Raw genomic sequence first — 15,283 nt, 5'->3', positions numbered from 1 at the left:
AGGGTTTATCTTGATGATTATTAAATGAATAAGTGAAAAAGCGCATTCATATTGGGTGGAGGTAAAAAGAATGGCACTCAGAATATGAGTGCCAAGTTCTGATAAAAAATAAGGAGTTAGTGCTACTGCTTGTGTTGCATACGCGCCACAAACATTCCATCTGTGTTGGCTTCGAAGGGCCACACGGTCAACATTTCTGTTTGTTCGCCTGTAAAGGGGTGGCGGATCGGCACTAGGTTGAACTCGGGATGTTGTTGTAAAAAGGCGGAAACTACTTGCTCATTTTCAACCGGTGACAGTGAGCAAGTGGCGTAGACTAAGCTTCCGCCCCGTTTTACCGCCTTACTGCTGCGGCTTAATATATCCAGTTGCAGTGCTGCTTTATCTGTGACGGCATCGAGGCTGTCGAGCCAGCGCATATCTGGGTTACGGCGCCACGTGCCCGTGCAGCTACAGGGTGCGTCGACTAATACCCCGTCAAAATGGTTGGCGTCGACCGGCAGTGCATCACTGCGCCAGCGAGCAATGCTGATGCCGTCAAACTTTGCCCGTTGGGCGCGTTTGCTGAGTTCTTCTAAGGCGTGGGCGCGAATATCCGACGAGACTATGCTGCCCAAAAATGGATTGTGCTTAGTCGTGGCCGTTTGCATTAGAGCGCGCAATTGCAGGGTTTTTCCGCCTGCGCCGCTGCAGGCATCCCACCAATGTTGCCAAGGCTCTGGTGCACAAATTTGACCTATCACTTGCGAGGCTAAATCCTGGATCTCGATTTTGCCTTCTTTATAGAGTGATATTTCATTGAGATTCATGCTCTTAGTGCCAAGGTTTATGGCATCTGCAAAATAGGGGCTGAGACTCGCATCAATCTCTAGCGCTTGTAGTTGCTTAACAGCTGTTTGGCTGTTGATTCCCTGTGCACGTCCCCAAATTGGTGGCCGGCTAGACATGGCTTCGATGAGATTTGGGCGCAGCTCTGGGGCAATTGGGCAGACCTGCCAAAACCATTCAGGCAATAAATCCGCGAGTTCGAAGGACACTTCGGGAAATTGGCGCCGTACCAGTGCCAATTTATCCGTTAAGCTATTAACGCTAAGGGATTGAAGCTGTTGATAATCAGCCGGCGATTGGGCGAGCTCATGCCAGGCTTGGGCAATATCTTGCCATGGATGGGCTTCGATTAAGGCGCTCGCGCTCAGCATTGCAAAAAAGTGATCCGCCTGCTGATGATCGGCCGTGGCTTTAAACCAGCCCCACCAACGGAACAGGCTAAATAAGGATTCGCGGATGACCTTGCGATCCTTGGAGCCGTGCTTTTTATGTTCCCTAAAGTAGTTCGCGAGCACTCGGTCGGCGGGTTGCTTGGTATTTAAAATCTCATCGAACAATAACTTAATGGTATTGGCATAACTTAATCCGCGTTTTTGCGCGAGGGTTTGCGGTTCGATATTCACTGTAGATGCCATGGTTGCTGATGATAAGCCGTTTGGATTGCCCATAAAGTTAGCCTGAAAAGTGGCTCGGCCAAGTGACATCCATCCGGTGGGATGAATATGGCCAAGCAAATCAATAAGTGGCGCAGAGTGTAGCAGTTTTACGTATCACTAGCAGTAAAAAAGCCCCAATGCTGAGTTGGGGCTTGATGGGAAAAACGAATGCGCGCGTGAGGAAAGGATGACTTACTTAGTCACCATCTTCTGGATTTGTTTAGCACGCTCTTCATCACTCAATACTGAGGGCGGAGGTGTCACTATGCCTTTTTGGCAAGCGGGCCTGAGCGCTAGCTCGTCTAACCAACGTTGTAGGTGAGTGAGTCCTTCCATATTGATACCGCTCCATTCATGGATGCGCACCCAAGGCCAAGTCGCGATATCAGCAATGGTGTACTCATCACCGGCTAGATACTGATGCTTGGCTAATTGGGTATTCATCACCTCAAACAAACGTCTGCCTTCTTTTTGGTAACGTTCAATAGCCGCAGGGATTTTTTCGGGGAAGTAACGGTAAAACACGTTAGCTTGACCCATCATCGGGCCAACACCACTCATCTGGAACATGAGCCATTGAATGACCTGCGAGCGTTTTTTAGGATCGGCAGGCAAAAACTTACCCGTTTTTTCCGCCAGATACAGAAGAATTGCGCCGGACTCGAACACCACAAAGTCCTCGTTATCTCGGTCGATAATGGCTGGAATACGGCCATTAGGGTTAATGGCGAGAAACTCAGGCTGCTTCTGTTCGTTGGTATTGAAATCTAATTTATGCACTCGATAGTCGAGACCCATTTCTTCAAGCGCGATGGAAATTTTAAAGCCGTTCGGGGTCGCGGCGGTATATAAATCAATCATAGTCATCCCTTAAGTCTTAACTGGTTAATGCTTAACTTGGATGCCCAACGGGCATCGCTGCTAGTTTTTTGGGGTAAGCGACACTATCGCGGGGCGCTGGGCCACTGTCGCAAACCAAGCTTGAATATGGGGCAGAGTGTCATCCACCAGAATATCTAAGTTTTTAATAAAGCTAATAAAAACGTATGCAGAAATATCGGCAATCGTAAAGTTATCGCCCGCAACATAAGTTGATTTGGCTAATTGTTGGTCTAAGGTCGGCAGGAAGTCAATGACCCGTTGGCGTGATTCTGCGCCCCAGGCTTCGACGCAATTTTCTCTATCTTTATAGATACCCGTTAGGTTTCTAAAGGCTTGAAAGCCGACCATCAGACCTTGTAATTCAATGATACGTTGCCACATTTCTACTTTGGCACGCTCTAGCGGGCTGTTACCAAATAGTGACGTTTCACTGGGATGGATTTCTTCTAAATAGCGGCAAATAGCCACGGATTCACATAGGTAGCTACCATCATCGAGTTCGAGCAGTGGAATGCGTCCGTTTAAGCTTTTGGCTTTAAATTCAGGGCTGAGATTTTCACCGCCGCGAATATCAACATTCACACGTGGGATATCGATGCCTTTTTCGGCGAGGAAAATACTCACGCGTCTTGCGCTTGGCGTAGGGGCTAATTCATAAAGCTTCATGCTCTTTCCTTCTGTTAATCTTTAAGTTTGGCTAAATAGAGCTTTAACGGAACGATCGGTTAGGATAAAATTTACGCCATATCTAAACGGTCAGTCAAGAATGTTTTGCCGTATGCACTCCGTTTAATACAGGCATCAATGTAGGTTTGAACCATGGCACGCAGTTGTAATTTTGATAGACAAGAAAAGCTCATTCAGGCGATGGAGCTATTTTGGCAGAAGGGATTTGCCGAGACATCGATTGCCGATCTGGTCGAACACTTAGGGATTAATCGCTTCAGCTTGTATAACAGTTTTGGTGATAAACAGAGTTTATATCGTGAATGTTTACGTTTTTATCTTGACCATTATTCCTTTGGGGCAAAGGAGAAAATCCTGCATGCACAGGCGGGATTGAATGAGATCTTGACCTATTTAGCGCGATTTGTGGCCTTGCAGCGCGAGCAAGAGTATGGCTGCTTTATGCAGAATGCAGTATTAGAAAAATGTCTCGATGATGACTGCGTGCAGCAAGAGTGCCAGCGCTTATTTGCCCAGTTGCAGATTAACTTTACCGATGTTTTACGCTACAGTCAGCGACAGGGTGAGTTATCTCAATCGGTTCAGCCTGAGTCGCTAGCGGCTTTTTTAGTGCTTCAATTACAAGGGATTAGAGTGTTAGGTAAGGCGAAGGAATACACCCTGTTGGATAATGCATTTACGGTATTAAGCGAATATCTTAAGAGTCTCGCGCTGACGCCACTTAAGCCCGTCTATGTGAAATAGGGCGTAGGTTAAACCGATAAGTATGAGACCAAGTCAATGCTTGGCCTCGTGAACCGCAAAACTGATGCAACCACTTATACAGAAACTTAAAAGTCCAACTCGAGGGCAAAGCACAAGTAGGCCATTAATTGGCTACAGTGGGCGAATTGTTCGGCGCAGTAGCGGGCGGCATCGGCTTGGCAGAGCCGTTCAAAGGGGACTGGCTTTAGCGCGATAAAGTCCTTACGTTTGAGCTCGGTTAGCATGGGGTGGTGTTTATCGAATCCCTTTGGCGGGCGAGTCAAGCTATCACCATCCATCATAAATCCATGGTCTATTAAGGTTTGCAGCGCCTTTTTGTAGCCATTGGGATTTTCATCAATACAAGTCCGAATCGCATTGAGCGCCTTCGACTCGGGGTGCCAAATACCCGCGGCAATAAAACAACCGTCTTCGGCAATGTGTAAATACAGCCCCGGCGCATGCACATCTTTGCCCTGAAAATGCCGAAACTGGATCCCCACATTGGTCTTGTAGGGTGTCTTATCGTTGCTAAAACGGCTATCGCGCTGCGGGCGCATTAAGCTGCCACCGACTTTTTTGGCTACCGCGGTCAATCTTGGTGAAATCGCAATAATATGAGGCTGAATTTTTTCGATAAAACGCAGTGCGGGCGTTCTGACGTTATCTTCATATTCATCCTGATGAGCTTTAAACCAGTCGCGGGAGTTATTGAGCGAAAGCCGTTTGAGAAAATCTAAGCTGGCAGCGGTAAATGTGCCTTCAGTCTGAGGTGGAGTGGTTAGCTTAGTCATGTCGATAAAACCTGTGATGTGCTTGAAAGAAAACCATTTAATCGGCTTCACGGCAGCAAGTGTGCATTATTAACGTGTCATTCTTATGGTTTTTTACTACCTTTTCAATCTGTTTGTGATTTAGCCATCTCTTGGTTACAAGCAGAACATTGTGGGTTACTAAAAGACTGCCAAGGTCAGAACAAGTACTTAGTCAATAATTCCTCTCTGGCTATTGGGCAGCGAGTAGCTGAACCGATTTAGTCGCTTAGCAAGGGACTTAGTACGATGCGCAGGATAATGTGCCTGAAGGTGATATTTTGAATGCTGAATCTTCAAGTGAAAATAACTTATTTAAAAATATATAGTTAACCTTTCATATCCAAGAGGCGCTAAAGGGAATATGCGTATATTGAATGGCAAAAAATCTCACAAATCAGCAGGTGACGCCGTTTCTGTCGGATGGCATCCCCGCGTCGGGGCGAGATATCAGACTCAGTTTAGCTTATGAATTTTAAGGATTAAATGGCAATTCCAAGGGTGAATAAACAGATAACTCATATAAAAAATAGGGTTATCTTGCCTTCCCCCCTGCCGTGAAAAGCCAATTTATGGCATAATCCGCGTTTTATTACGCATGTAGACAGAAAAAATGACTGAAAATGAATTGCTAACTCGCTGTGGCGGCAAATGTGAACTCTGCGCAAGTGACGTCGAACTCTCTATTTATGACTTACCGGCTTCCGATGGTCATGAAAACGAGATTATGATTTGTGAAAATTGCAGTAGCCAAATTGCAGCGCCGGATACTATGGACATGAACCACTGGCGTTGTCTGAACGACAGCATGTGGAGCCAAGTCCCTGCGGTTCAAGTGATGTCATATCGCATGCTGAAACGCTTAAGCGGTGAAAGCTGGGCGCAGGATCTGCTCGATATGTTGTATCTTGAAGATGATTTACGCGCTTGGGGTGATGCCGAAGCCGCTGCCGCCAGTGATGATACGCCACCGACTTTAGACAGCAACGGTGCCGTGCTTAACGCCGGAGATACCGTGGTCATCATTAAAGATCTTAACGTCAAAGGTACCAGCTTTGTGGCAAAACGTGGCACCGCAGTACGCAATATTTCGTTGACCAACAATCCAGAGCATATCGAAGGTCGTGTGAATGGTACTCGCATTGTGATCCTGACCTGTTTTGTGAAAAAGTCTTAAGTCATTTCGCTTAAACTTGCTTGAACGTAAAACCGCCCAATTTGCATAAATTGGGCGGTTTTTTTATGCAGAATTTACTCTTATCTACCCACTAAAAGTAGCCACATATACAAATCATTAAATTAGGCGATAAAATGGTTAGCATGTGAAGAATCTTTATATAGAGATAAACCTATGGCAAACGACTCGCAACTACTCGACGCAAAGCAAATGTCGGCTTCAGTTGAAGATGGATTAGATAAAATCCTCGGCCAGTGGCGGGCTGAAGGGGTGACAGAGGATTTAGTCCCCATGGCGGTGTTAGGGCGCATCGCAAGGCTGACCAAATATATGGAAAACGCTATCGCCTTATGCCACGGCGAATTTGGCTTAGGTCAGGGGGAGTTTGATGTGCTCGCGACACTCAGACGCTCAGGTAAGCCTTATACTTTATCGCCTTCGCAGCTGTATCAAAGCATGATGTTAAGTTCAGGCGCCATGACCAGTCGTTTAGACCGGCTGGAAAATAAAGGCTTGATTGCCCGTGAGCACTGTAAGGAAGATCGCCGCGCCGTGCATGTTTCGCTCACTTCGGCAGGTAAATCACTGATTGAGGCTGCGCTCCCCAAACATATCCAATGTCAGAGCGCGCTATTATCGGGGGTCCCGACTGCTGAGCGTGTGGCATTGCAGCAAATTTTAAAACACTGGTTAACCCAGTTTGAAGGCGAATAATAGCGTGGGCGTGTTAAGGCTTAATACTAGAGTTATCACATACAGCGCAATGCAGATCAGGGAGTGACCATGGTTAAAAAACGCGAAGCGTTTGAGATTGAAGGCAAACGAGTCATTGCGGGTACGCAAATGGGGATTAAATTACCCGCTGCCAAGCTTTATACCGATACCCAACTCGATATTCATGTCGAAGTCTTTCACGGCCTCAAACCTGGGCCGACACTCTTGGTCTGTGCTGCTATCCATGGCGATGAGCTCAATGGTATTGAGATCTGTCGGCGGTTACTTGGACGGGTTAACCCTAAAAATTTAGCCGGCACCCTGATTGTGGTGCCCATAGTCAATGTGTTTGGTTTTATTCAACAATCCCGTTATTTACCCGATAGGCGCGATCTCAACCGTTGCTTCCCTGGCTCCAGTAAAGGGGCGTTGGCAAGCCGGTTAGCCAACCTGTTTGCTACTCAGTTATTAGTCCATGCAACCCATGTGATTGATTTGCATACGGGGGCTATCCATAGAGATAACTTACCGCAAATCCGTTGCGATACCGGTGATGAAACTATGTTAGCCATGGCGAATGCCTTTGGCGCACCGCTTATTATGCACTCTAAGGCGCGTAGCGTGTCGATGCGCGGCTATGCGAATCAGCAGGGCATTCCCTGTATTTTGTATGAGGCGGGCGAGGCGCTGCGCTTTAGTGAGCTTGCAATTAAGTCGGGTCTTAAGGGCGTGCTCAATGTAATGCGTAGCCTTGGTATGCTTAAGGGGCGAGTCAGTAACAAGATCGCGAGTGTCAGTGCGATACGCAGCTATTGGATCCGCAGTGAGTCCGATGGCTTAGTCAATATGAAGCTCAAACTCGGGCAGCGGGTTAATAAGGGCTATATTATTGCCCATATTGTCAGTCCGCATGGCGGTGATAGTGTGGCGATCCGCGCGCCAACCGATGGCATTATCATCGGGATCAGTAATATTCCTGTGACGAATGAAGGCGAGGGCATGTTCCATATTGCGCAGTTCGAAGGCGATGAGATCGAAATTGCTAACGAGCAACTCGATGAGTTTTTAATGGAATATGCTTAGGCTGTTATTCTGCCAGTGTTTGCTAAAAAAGCAGCCATCAGTTTACTGATGGCTGTTGTTTTTATGTGGTTATCTCGGCTCTGATACATTTAGCCATATAAGTATCAATGCACTTATGGCTACAGTGTAAAGCGTTCGACAGAGCGGGTGAGCGAGTGGGCTAACTGAGTCACTTGGTCACTGCGTTTTGCCATATCCATTGCTTCATGGGCATTTTGATCTGCCGCGAAGGCGACCTCCCCCATACTGGACTCAATATGTCGGCTGTAATCGAGTTGTTGGTGGGCTGCTTGGGTAATTTGTAAACTCATCTCATTAATGGCACTGAGTGTGACTTCAATCTGTGCTATGGCATGGTGTAGTGTTTTACTTTGCTCCACACAGTCGTTGGCTTGTGTTTGCCCTGAGCTTATGGCCGTTGAGGCCGTGGTAGTTTCCTGCTGTAACGCTAAGATCATCTGTTGGATTTCGGCGGTTGAGGCTTGTGTCCTTGAGGCTAATGAGCGTACTTCATCGGCAACGACCGCAAAACCTCGACCATGTTCGCCAGCCCTTGCGGCTTCGATGGCGGCATTGAGGGCGAGTAGGTTAGTTTGTTCTGCAATGCTACTAATGGTGGTGAGAATCCCACCAATATTGTGGCTGTGTGCACTAAGGCGCGACATGATAGCGACAGAATCACTTAGCTTTGTGCTTAACTCCGCTATTTTGGCTTGATTATCGGCGGCAATAAGCTGGGCTTGTTGGCTATGTTTCGATGCTTGGGTGATTTGTGTTGCCGAACTACTGGCTTGTTCTGCAACAAGGTTAGAGCTGGTAAACATTTGTTCTGTTAAGGCTTTCGTGCCATTGATGCGCTCAATTTGTGCGGTAGCTGCATTAGCGATGTCTTGACCTTGCTGATGTGTTTGTGTGGCTGAATTATCTAAAGAGTGGGCGTCATTGCTGATATGGGTTAATAATTTAGCCAGATCATCACAAAGAGTATTCATATTATCAATAAGTACCCCAAATTCATCATTGTGACGTTTAGGTATTCTCTTGGATAAGTCTCCCCTTGCAATGTTTGCTAGCGCACTATTTGCCAAGGTGAGTGGTACTAACATGGCCCTTAGGGTAAAGAAGGATATTGAACTGACCATAAACACAAACATGGCCGCTAGTACAATGGCCAATGTTTGACCGCGTTGAATATCGTCATTTGCAATGTTTTGCAACAGACTAAAACGTCTGTCAGCTAGGGCTAATAATTTATCTAACGCAAGGGTATTGGCATTAAATTCTTGTTCCGTATTTTTAAAATGCTGTTCTGCTTGAGTGTGATTATCAACCACTTGCTGTTGTGCCAGATATAGCTCGCCTGGGGTTGAAAGTAACCGATTGAATATGGTGGCTTGTTGCTCAAAAATCTCCAGCAATCCTAGGGTATTTATCCCCGAAGCTTGTTGTTTTAAAAAGGTAAAGTTAGTACTTAGATTCCCTAGCAATAGGGCTATATCCTGTTTATGCGAGTTTATAGAATGAGAATCCTGAGCATGCGTTAGCTCTGACATTGTGTTGGTTAATGTGTAAAGCATATCGTCAATGCGGGTTCCTGTTCCGATTATCTCCTCCAAAAGTGCCGGATTATCGGGCAATGAGATCGTTTCTAAATCGATCATTGCATTACTTGCTTGCGTTTTTGCCTCAATAAACTGATTAAAAAGTGTTTGATAATGTTGTTTTGCTTGTTCGTTCGCGAGCTTAGCGCTAAACATATCTTGGCTTTGTTGCTGGTAGGCTTGGTAGCGTTTTTGAGCTTCATTCAGTGATGCTTGCATCTGGGGTTGGTCGCTAACCATCTGTTTCAGCTCGTTTTCAATACTTTGATATTTATGCTCTAGCGCATTGAATCCTTTTTGGCTTTGCATGAGCTCTGCGGTGTCATTTTGGCTATGGGCTAAAGTTGCAAGGCGCGACATTTTAACGAGCACAAGTTGTAAGTTATTGCTTTGCTTCTGAACTGGTATGGCGAGTGTCTCGATATTGCTATAACTGATTTGAACTTGATAGAGCGAATAGTAAAAGAAGCTATTGCCAGCTAAGAGCAGGATACCAATTGCGCTGAAGCTTAAGAGCATTTTTTGCTTGATACTGAGTGTTAACATTGAGTCATCGACCTTTTCGTCTATGATGTCAGCCAAATAAGGCGATAACATCGCGTGGACAAGGGAAGAATACGCCGTAGTACAAGTACTTAGTTGCTTGTTTTTATTGGGGTATAAAAATAAGTGTAGCAGAGAGTTGTCAGAGTAAAGTCTTAACGAAGAAGGCTTGGATAATTATGTTGTCCCGCTGATGTTTAAAGGAGCGTTAATGAAAACGGTGATGTTAGAAAATAAGGCTATTGCTCCCAGCAAAATCCTTTGTATTGGGCGTAATTATGTTGACCATATCCATGAGCTTGGCAATGAAATCCCCGATGATATGGTGGTGTTTTTTAAGCCTAATTCGGCCATCAGTACTCAATTAAATTCCCAGCATCTTGGTGAGACGCTGCACTATGAAACCGAGCTGTGTTTTTTGTATCAGCAGGGGCGCTTTAGCCATGTGGGCGTGGGGCTGGATCTGACTAAGCGGGAACTACAGAGCAAACTTAAGGCCAAGGGATTACCGTGGGAAAAAGCCAAAGCCTTTGATGGTGCAGCGCTTTTTAGCCCTTTTGTTGCGATTGATGATCCGAGCGCGCAATTTCAATTTAGCTTAAGTATTGATGGGGTGTTAACCCAACAAGGCTATATTGATTTAATGATCTATCCGCCGCAAACCATTTTGTCTGAGTTGCAACGCTTTACTCGTTTAGAAGATGGCGACATTGTGATGACGGGCACCCCAAAAGGCGTCGGCATCATTCCACCGAATCGCGTCTTTAAGGTGACCTTAGGATTAAAGGATGCGTCACACCAAGTGCCCTTGGTCGAATGTGAATGGCAAAGTCGGTGATGCAATGACAGCGCACTCTGCATCGGCTCATCAGGCGGCAACTGAGCAGGCAATCAAACCCCTTTGGCAATATTTGCTCGCTTTAGGGGCGGAGCCTGATCACTTAGCACTGCTGCTCACCCAAGCAAGGGCGCTTTCATGTCAGCCCGGGGAGTGCTTATTACCCCAAGGCGAGCACCAAACCTTTGCCTACTTTGTGGTGGATGGCATAGTGCGTGCTTGCCACTATACACAAGAGGGGAGTGAGCGCTGCAAGGAGTTTTACTTCGAAGGAGAGCTTTGTTTCTTATATAGCAGCTGGCTAAAGCAGGATGTTGCGCCCTATCAGTTAGAAACCGTCGGTGCTTGCAGGTTAGTGCAAATACCACTTGCTGTGCTAAATGAGCCATTTATGCAACAGGTACAACTTGCGCTACTTAAACAACAGTTATTGTATAAAGAACAAAAAGAAGCCTTTTTACTCCTCAATACGCCAGAGCAGCGTTACTTACATTTACTCGAATATTTTCCCCTCTGGGTTGAGCGCTTAACCCATGCCCAACTGGCTAATTATATTGGTATTACCGCCATTAGCTTGTCGCGTATCCGTAAACGTTTACAAGATTCGCCGTAAAATTGCCTGCCAATTAACTTAAGTTAATGCGCCTAAAAGTGATTCCCTTCATGCTCCTTAGCGATTGCTAATCCAAGCAAATCCGTTTGTTGTTGGGCGACGTCTAAGCCTATACCGAACTTTTAAGGAGCCTATTGTGGATGCTTTTACTCTGTCGCAATTGTTGGTGGCCATTGCCATCGTATTTGACGTGATATCGTTTCAATTTAAAGCGCGCGAACGCATTGTCGCTTGCTTATTTATGTCGGGGATCTTGATTTCAATCCACTTTTGCTTTTTAGCACAATGGACTGCGGCGGGATTGATGGGGATTGCCACAGTGCGTTATCTCACCAGTATTTTTACTACGTCTAAAAAGGCCATGTGGGGTTTTAGCGGGGCAGCGGTACTGATGAGTAGCTTGACCTTCAGCGGGCTTGTGAGTGTGATCAGTTGTATCGGTACACTATTTCAAACCCGTGCGGCATTTTGTCAACGTGATAAAGACTTGCGGCTACTGATGATAGTCGGCACCAGTTTTTGGTTAGTCCACAATATCTTAGTAGGCTCGCCAGTGGCGGTCTTAATGGAAATGTTGTTTATTGGCAGCAATTTAGTGGGATATTATCGCCATTATTTTCGTGGACAATTGCACTCGTCCAAAAGGAAGGCTTAGATACCTGCTACGGCCTCCATGTCTAGCTCGATATCGGTACAGCCTTTGGGGCAGAAAATACCTGCTGCCTGTTCGGCTTTAGCTGTCTCCGGCAAGATGACTTTGAGGGTTTGATTGCAGCTTGGACATTGCACTGGTTTGCCCTTAAAGACGCGCTTAATTAAGTTTTTTTGTTCATTAAACGAGTGTGCCGTGGTTTGGTTTAACACGGCAAATGGGCTAGTAGAGGCATTGGTCATTGGCAATTAAATCCTTAATACTCGATCGTTGTTCAAGACTGCTGGTGTCGTTTAAGCCAAGGAATTATAGCCCGATTGCGAACATTAATGAAAAGGCTGAATCATATATATGCCAGCATGGGTTAACTTGCTGAACTTGTGCTGACTAAAGCAAAAATATGCGATTTTGGCCTTGTAGAAAGAGCGATTTTTTGATGCTATCAGCAAGGCTGGTTTTGCCATCAGCGCAAATGATACAGCACTTAGGCTATTGGGGGAGAAAATGAGTATGTTTGTTAAAGTCACCATCGCGGCGACAGTCCTAGTGCTGAGTATTCTTGCCGTGGGAGTTTATCGCTTTAACATGACCAATGATGATATTTACATGGTCATGGAAGATGGCCAAGTGTTGCAATACGATGAGGCCATGGCGCAGGCTGATGCTAAGGCAAAAGCCCAAGAAGCCATATTATTAAGCAGTGAAGATGCGCTTGAATCTGTGGTACCCAGTGAAGTCAAGCCCGTTGCTAATGCCTCGGAAGTGATGCTTAAGCTGTTTAGTTTAAATACCGCTAATAAATTTGAAGTGAGCTTACCGGACAGCCACAAAGCCGTAGTGTTAACCCACTTTATTAACGTTAAACAAACGGAGTTTGCTATTGGGGATTATCAGGATGGCGAGGCTAAAGGCCGAGTGTTATTAGATTATTTACGAGTTACTCCGCTTAATTTTGACCCCGCTTTAGAGCCTGATACCCAAAGTGATGCGCCATTACAGGATGATCCACAGCAGCAAACCATGCCCTTTGTGGCGCCTTTTATTGTGACTAACCAAGGTTCAGGTGTGTTCTGGTATCTCGGCTTGTTTAGCCTAGATTATGGCCAAAATCGTGTGCAGCACTTAGGCAGTGTATTTATTGGCGATCGTATTGAGGTCGATAATATTGAACCTGTTTATCCCTTTGAATCCCCATTTAAAGTAGCTGTTACTTACCGTGAGAGGGCGGCTGAACAACCCATGACAACACCGCCAACTGTAATTAAAACCCTTAAAATCGGTGTCAGTGAATCAGAAATCAAAGCGCTGCATTAGGTTTAGAGCGGGGCTTATGCTAAGTTAATTTTACCTCAGCTGCGGCTGAGGTATTTATTTCATCTAGCGGCCGGAAAGCGAAGGTTTTGGCATAAAGCATAAAATTAAAACAAGGAGCGTGTTATGGAAATGACCAAAGTCACAGGCAAATTTGATGTTAAGCTCAATCCCGAGAATGCCTATGCCACAGGTGTGGGCGGTGTGAACTTGGGCAGAATGACTTTAGATAAAACCTTTTATGGTGAGCTAGAGGCCCGCAGCCAAGGCGAAATGCTCAGTGCCATGACCGCGGTAAAAGGCTCTGCTGGTTATGTGGCGATTGAACAAGTCGTGGGTAAACTGTGCGGCAGACAGGGCAGTTTTGTGCTGCAACATTTTGGCATTATGACCGATGGGCAAAACCGCTTACACCTTGAGGTCGTCCCCCATTCTGGCGCGGGTGAACTCACAGGGCTATATGGTACGATGGCGATAAGCATTGAAAACGGTCAACATTTTTATGAATTTAGCTTCTGCCTTGAACAGGAAGCCTAAGGCATGATTAACATAACATCGCGCCGATAAAACAAAACCAGCCGAAGCTGGTTTTGTGGTTTTTGCCCGAGTGACTAATACCAACAGCTGAGTTATCAAGAGTATCTAGAGCTGAATTAGCAAGGGCTGAATGTTAAGACCATTATGAGGTTTTGACTTTGATCTTATCGACGACCTTTTTCACATCATCGGTATTTTTGGCAATGGTCAGTGCTAATTGACGCTCGGCATCGCTGGCCACTTCACCCTGTAAGGTCACTACGCCATCGGCAACGTCTACATTAATTTGGGTGCCCGAAACGTCGGTCGAGAACAACAGGCGGGTTTTTACGACCGTTGCGACCTTAGAGTCGGTTAAGGTCTTCACTACCTCACTGGTGCTCTCGTTTTCATTCATCACGGTTAATTTGTTTTCAACCCCTTTTACCCCATCCAAGCTTTTGATCAGCTCCGCTGCGAGCGCCTTATCGACACTGCTTTCCACTTTACCGGTTAAGGTCACATGGCCGTTTTTCACGTCGGTCATAATGTCAAAGGAGTTGAGGTTAGTATTAAGCAACAAAGTCGTTTCGGCCTTGCCATCGAGCCAAGCATCTTTGGCATCGTCTTTCCAATCCTGTGCGGCGGTCACATTTAAGCTGATAGAACCGACAAGTAAGGTGGTTAAGGCTAAAGTTGTCGTGTTTTTCATAATGATATCCTCCGTTGTTATCTCGAAGGGACTAAAGCGTGAATCGTGCCAATATTTTTATCTGATTGATTTTAAGATAATTATATTTGTTTTCGGCTCGTTTCGACTGTTTAATCCAAAAGCAAGCTCGGCGCTTTTTACCGACAAAATGTAAATATTACCGAGGGTGATAAAGCGATTGGGCTTAAGCAAGATAGGCGTTAAGAATCGCCAGATCGCAGGCAACAAAAACGCGGCTCAGTTGGCCGCGTTATTGGCTGGCATTGCTGCCTTACAGGGCTTGGCTACGCAGGTGTAAGGTATCCAAATGGATTTGTAGCCAAGCAATATCCTCGGCCAATTGGCTGATTAACCTTGGGTGATTGGCTTTTTTAATTAACTGTTTGAGGTGGTTAAGGCGCTGACGCTCAAGCTCGCAGAGCACGGTGAGGGCATCGGCGAGTTGCTGTTTAATAAGTAAAGCATCGACATCGGCATAGGGCCGAGTCTGCGACGGCGGCACCGAGTGCGGGCCTATGTACTGTAATGATTGGGCGAGCAGTTGCCTAAATCGCGCCAGCATCCCTTGGTATGTGTTGATTTGGGCAATAAAAATGCGTTTTAGGCTGTAGTCATCGACAGTGGTATTGGCCCGAGTATAAAAATCCACGCCGGTTTGCGTCAGCTCGATTAACTCATTAACCAGCTTAATATCGGCGCTCAGCTCGGTCTGATGTTGCGCAACATTAGACGTCATAACGACCTCCTGTGGTAGTTTGGGCAGCTCCGCCGACACGGATTGCCCACATTTTCATGGAAATATCAGTTTCATTCAGCTTCTATGCATATTTCGTTCACTTTTTAATGATAAGTTAATGGTTTGATTTAACTGATGATATTTATCTATTGTCGCCAGTGCCTCGCTTATTATCGGC

Annotated in this window: 17 protein-coding genes; 9 read left to right on the top strand and 8 right to left on the bottom strand. The window is 46.0% G+C overall.

Annotation, left to right across the window (positions count from 1 at the left end; all coding sequences use genetic code 11):
• Positions 1-122 precede the first annotated feature (122 nt).
• The 3 genes from CEQ32_RS08325 to CEQ32_RS08315 form a co-directional block, all read right to left on the bottom strand.
• The gene (locus CEQ32_RS08325; protein WP_088586964.1) at positions 123-1,496 is read right to left on the bottom strand and encodes an RsmB/NOP family class I SAM-dependent RNA methyltransferase; all 1,374 of its coding nucleotides are present in this window, start codon (positions 1,494-1,496) and stop codon (positions 123-125) included.
• Positions 1,497-1,676: 180 nt separating this feature from the next.
• A complete protein-coding gene (locus tag CEQ32_RS08320; RefSeq protein WP_037416621.1) occupies positions 1,677-2,345 on the bottom strand; it encodes a glutathione S-transferase family protein in 669 nt (222 codons plus the stop codon).
• Between the two features lie 60 nt (positions 2,346-2,405).
• On the bottom strand, positions 2,406-3,032 hold the full coding sequence (locus tag CEQ32_RS08315; RefSeq protein ID WP_088585843.1) for a glutathione S-transferase: 627 nt from the start codon (positions 3,030-3,032) through the stop codon (positions 2,406-2,408).
• 153 nt (positions 3,033-3,185) lie between these two features.
• On the opposite strand from CEQ32_RS08315, the gene CEQ32_RS08310 reads away from it, so the two are divergent.
• Complete coding sequence (locus tag CEQ32_RS08310) at positions 3,186-3,797, top strand: TetR/AcrR family transcriptional regulator (RefSeq protein WP_088585842.1); 612 nt, start codon at positions 3,186-3,188, stop codon at positions 3,795-3,797.
• A gap of 86 nt (positions 3,798-3,883) precedes the next feature.
• Here the strand turns inward: CEQ32_RS08310 and CEQ32_RS08305 are convergent, their stop codons facing one another.
• Positions 3,884-4,591, bottom strand: a complete 708-nt coding sequence (locus CEQ32_RS08305) for a DUF2461 domain-containing protein (protein WP_088586963.1) — start codon at positions 4,589-4,591, stop codon at positions 3,884-3,886.
• Positions 4,592-5,222: 631 nt separating this feature from the next.
• Here CEQ32_RS08305 and CEQ32_RS08300 point away from each other — a divergent pair.
• From CEQ32_RS08300 to CEQ32_RS08290, 3 genes are all read left to right on the top strand, one after another.
• Entirely contained in the window at positions 5,223-5,786 is a 564-nt protein-coding gene (locus tag CEQ32_RS08300; protein ID WP_037416634.1) for a PhnA domain-containing protein, read from the top strand.
• A gap of 174 nt (positions 5,787-5,960) precedes the next feature.
• Positions 5,961-6,500, top strand: a complete 540-nt coding sequence (locus CEQ32_RS08295; protein WP_069454586.1) for a MarR family winged helix-turn-helix transcriptional regulator — start codon at positions 5,961-5,963, stop codon at positions 6,498-6,500.
• Between the two features lie 69 nt (positions 6,501-6,569).
• Positions 6,570-7,583, top strand: coding sequence for a succinylglutamate desuccinylase/aspartoacylase family protein (locus CEQ32_RS08290; protein ID WP_037416636.1), 1,014 nt, complete (start codon positions 6,570-6,572; stop codon positions 7,581-7,583).
• Between the two features lie 119 nt (positions 7,584-7,702).
• Here CEQ32_RS08290 and CEQ32_RS08285 read toward each other — a convergent pair whose 3' ends face one another.
• Positions 7,703-9,730, bottom strand: coding sequence for a methyl-accepting chemotaxis protein (locus CEQ32_RS08285; protein ID WP_069455418.1), 2,028 nt, complete (start codon positions 9,728-9,730; stop codon positions 7,703-7,705).
• A gap of 208 nt (positions 9,731-9,938) precedes the next feature.
• Between CEQ32_RS08285 and CEQ32_RS08280 the strand changes: the two genes are divergently transcribed.
• From CEQ32_RS08280 to CEQ32_RS08270, 3 genes are all read left to right on the top strand, one after another.
• Positions 9,939-10,565 (top strand): fumarylacetoacetate hydrolase family protein, encoded by a 627-nt coding sequence (locus CEQ32_RS08280; protein ID WP_055646825.1) that lies wholly within the window; start codon positions 9,939-9,941, stop codon positions 10,563-10,565.
• A 4-nt stretch (positions 10,566-10,569) separates the two neighbouring features.
• Positions 10,570-11,178 (top strand): Crp/Fnr family transcriptional regulator, encoded by a 609-nt coding sequence (locus CEQ32_RS08275; protein ID WP_055646839.1) that lies wholly within the window; start codon positions 10,570-10,572, stop codon positions 11,176-11,178.
• Between the two features lie 136 nt (positions 11,179-11,314).
• The gene (locus CEQ32_RS08270; RefSeq protein WP_055646826.1) at positions 11,315-11,833 is read left to right on the top strand and encodes a YgjV family protein; all 519 of its coding nucleotides are present in this window, start codon (positions 11,315-11,317) and stop codon (positions 11,831-11,833) included.
• Here the strand turns inward: CEQ32_RS08270 and CEQ32_RS08265 are convergent.
• Positions 11,830-12,072 (bottom strand): hypothetical protein, encoded by a 243-nt coding sequence (locus CEQ32_RS08265; RefSeq protein ID WP_055646827.1) that lies wholly within the window; start codon positions 12,070-12,072, stop codon positions 11,830-11,832. The two genes, CEQ32_RS08270 and CEQ32_RS08265, sit on opposite strands and share 4 nt — an antisense overlap.
• Positions 12,073-12,334: 262 nt before the next feature.
• Between CEQ32_RS08265 and CEQ32_RS08260 the strand changes: the two genes are divergently transcribed.
• Both CEQ32_RS08260 and CEQ32_RS08255 read left to right on the top strand, forming a co-directional pair.
• Positions 12,335-13,144, top strand: coding sequence for a hypothetical protein (locus CEQ32_RS08260; protein ID WP_055646828.1), 810 nt, complete (start codon positions 12,335-12,337; stop codon positions 13,142-13,144).
• 123 nt (positions 13,145-13,267) lie between these two features.
• On the top strand, positions 13,268-13,678 hold the full coding sequence (locus CEQ32_RS08255; RefSeq protein WP_088585841.1) for a DUF3224 domain-containing protein: 411 nt from the start codon (positions 13,268-13,270) through the stop codon (positions 13,676-13,678).
• A gap of 142 nt (positions 13,679-13,820) precedes the next feature.
• On the opposite strand, the gene CEQ32_RS08250 is transcribed toward CEQ32_RS08255, so the two are convergent.
• Together CEQ32_RS08250 and CEQ32_RS08245 are read right to left on the bottom strand one after the other, a co-directional pair.
• The gene (locus CEQ32_RS08250; protein WP_037425750.1) at positions 13,821-14,369 is read right to left on the bottom strand and encodes a BON domain-containing protein; all 549 of its coding nucleotides are present in this window, start codon (positions 14,367-14,369) and stop codon (positions 13,821-13,823) included.
• Between the two features lie 271 nt (positions 14,370-14,640).
• A complete protein-coding gene (locus CEQ32_RS08245) occupies positions 14,641-15,105 on the bottom strand; it encodes a hypothetical protein (protein ID WP_047536301.1) in 465 nt (154 codons plus the stop codon).
• Positions 15,106-15,283: the final 178 nt, after the last annotated feature.

It is taken from the genome of Shewanella sp. FDAARGOS_354 (assembly GCF_002209245.2).
In the GTDB taxonomy this organism is placed as follows: domain Bacteria; phylum Pseudomonadota; class Gammaproteobacteria; order Enterobacterales; family Shewanellaceae; genus Shewanella; species Shewanella xiamenensis.
The sequence above is the reverse complement of the archived record's forward strand: the minus strand, read 5'-3'. Positions and strand labels throughout refer to the sequence as shown.

Excerpts from the sequence above, each read along its gene's own strand:
- CEQ32_RS08310 (WP_088585842.1), top strand. The coding sequence starts at position 3,186 with ATGGCACGCAGTTGTAATTTTGATAGACAAGAAAAGCTCATTCAGGCG.
- CEQ32_RS08305 (WP_088586963.1), bottom strand. The coding sequence starts at position 4,591 with ATGACTAAGCTAACCACTCCACCTCAGACTGAAGGCACATTTACCGCT.
- CEQ32_RS08320 (WP_037416621.1), bottom strand. The coding sequence starts at position 2,345 with ATGATTGATTTATATACCGCCGCGACCCCGAACGGCTTTAAAATTTCC.
- CEQ32_RS08315 (WP_088585843.1), bottom strand. The coding sequence starts at position 3,032 with ATGAAGCTTTATGAATTAGCCCCTACGCCAAGCGCAAGACGCGTGAGT.
- CEQ32_RS08300 (WP_037416634.1), top strand. The coding sequence starts at position 5,223 with ATGACTGAAAATGAATTGCTAACTCGCTGTGGCGGCAAATGTGAACTC.
- CEQ32_RS08260 (WP_055646828.1), top strand. The coding sequence starts at position 12,335 with ATGAGTATGTTTGTTAAAGTCACCATCGCGGCGACAGTCCTAGTGCTG.
- CEQ32_RS08245 (WP_047536301.1), bottom strand. The coding sequence starts at position 15,105 with ATGACGTCTAATGTTGCGCAACATCAGACCGAGCTGAGCGCCGATATT.
- CEQ32_RS08265 (WP_055646827.1), bottom strand. The coding sequence starts at position 12,072 with ATGACCAATGCCTCTACTAGCCCATTTGCCGTGTTAAACCAAACCACG.
- CEQ32_RS08275 (WP_055646839.1), top strand. The coding sequence starts at position 10,570 with ATGACAGCGCACTCTGCATCGGCTCATCAGGCGGCAACTGAGCAGGCA.
- CEQ32_RS08295 (WP_069454586.1), top strand. The coding sequence starts at position 5,961 with ATGGCAAACGACTCGCAACTACTCGACGCAAAGCAAATGTCGGCTTCA.
- CEQ32_RS08290 (WP_037416636.1), top strand. The coding sequence starts at position 6,570 with ATGGTTAAAAAACGCGAAGCGTTTGAGATTGAAGGCAAACGAGTCATT.
- CEQ32_RS08255 (WP_088585841.1), top strand. The coding sequence starts at position 13,268 with ATGGAAATGACCAAAGTCACAGGCAAATTTGATGTTAAGCTCAATCCC.
- CEQ32_RS08325 (WP_088586964.1), bottom strand. The coding sequence starts at position 1,496 with ATGGGCAATCCAAACGGCTTATCATCAGCAACCATGGCATCTACAGTG.
- CEQ32_RS08250 (WP_037425750.1), bottom strand. The coding sequence starts at position 14,369 with ATGAAAAACACGACAACTTTAGCCTTAACCACCTTACTTGTCGGTTCT.
- CEQ32_RS08280 (WP_055646825.1), top strand. The coding sequence starts at position 9,939 with ATGAAAACGGTGATGTTAGAAAATAAGGCTATTGCTCCCAGCAAAATC.
- CEQ32_RS08285 (WP_069455418.1), bottom strand. The coding sequence starts at position 9,730 with ATGTTAACACTCAGTATCAAGCAAAAAATGCTCTTAAGCTTCAGCGCA.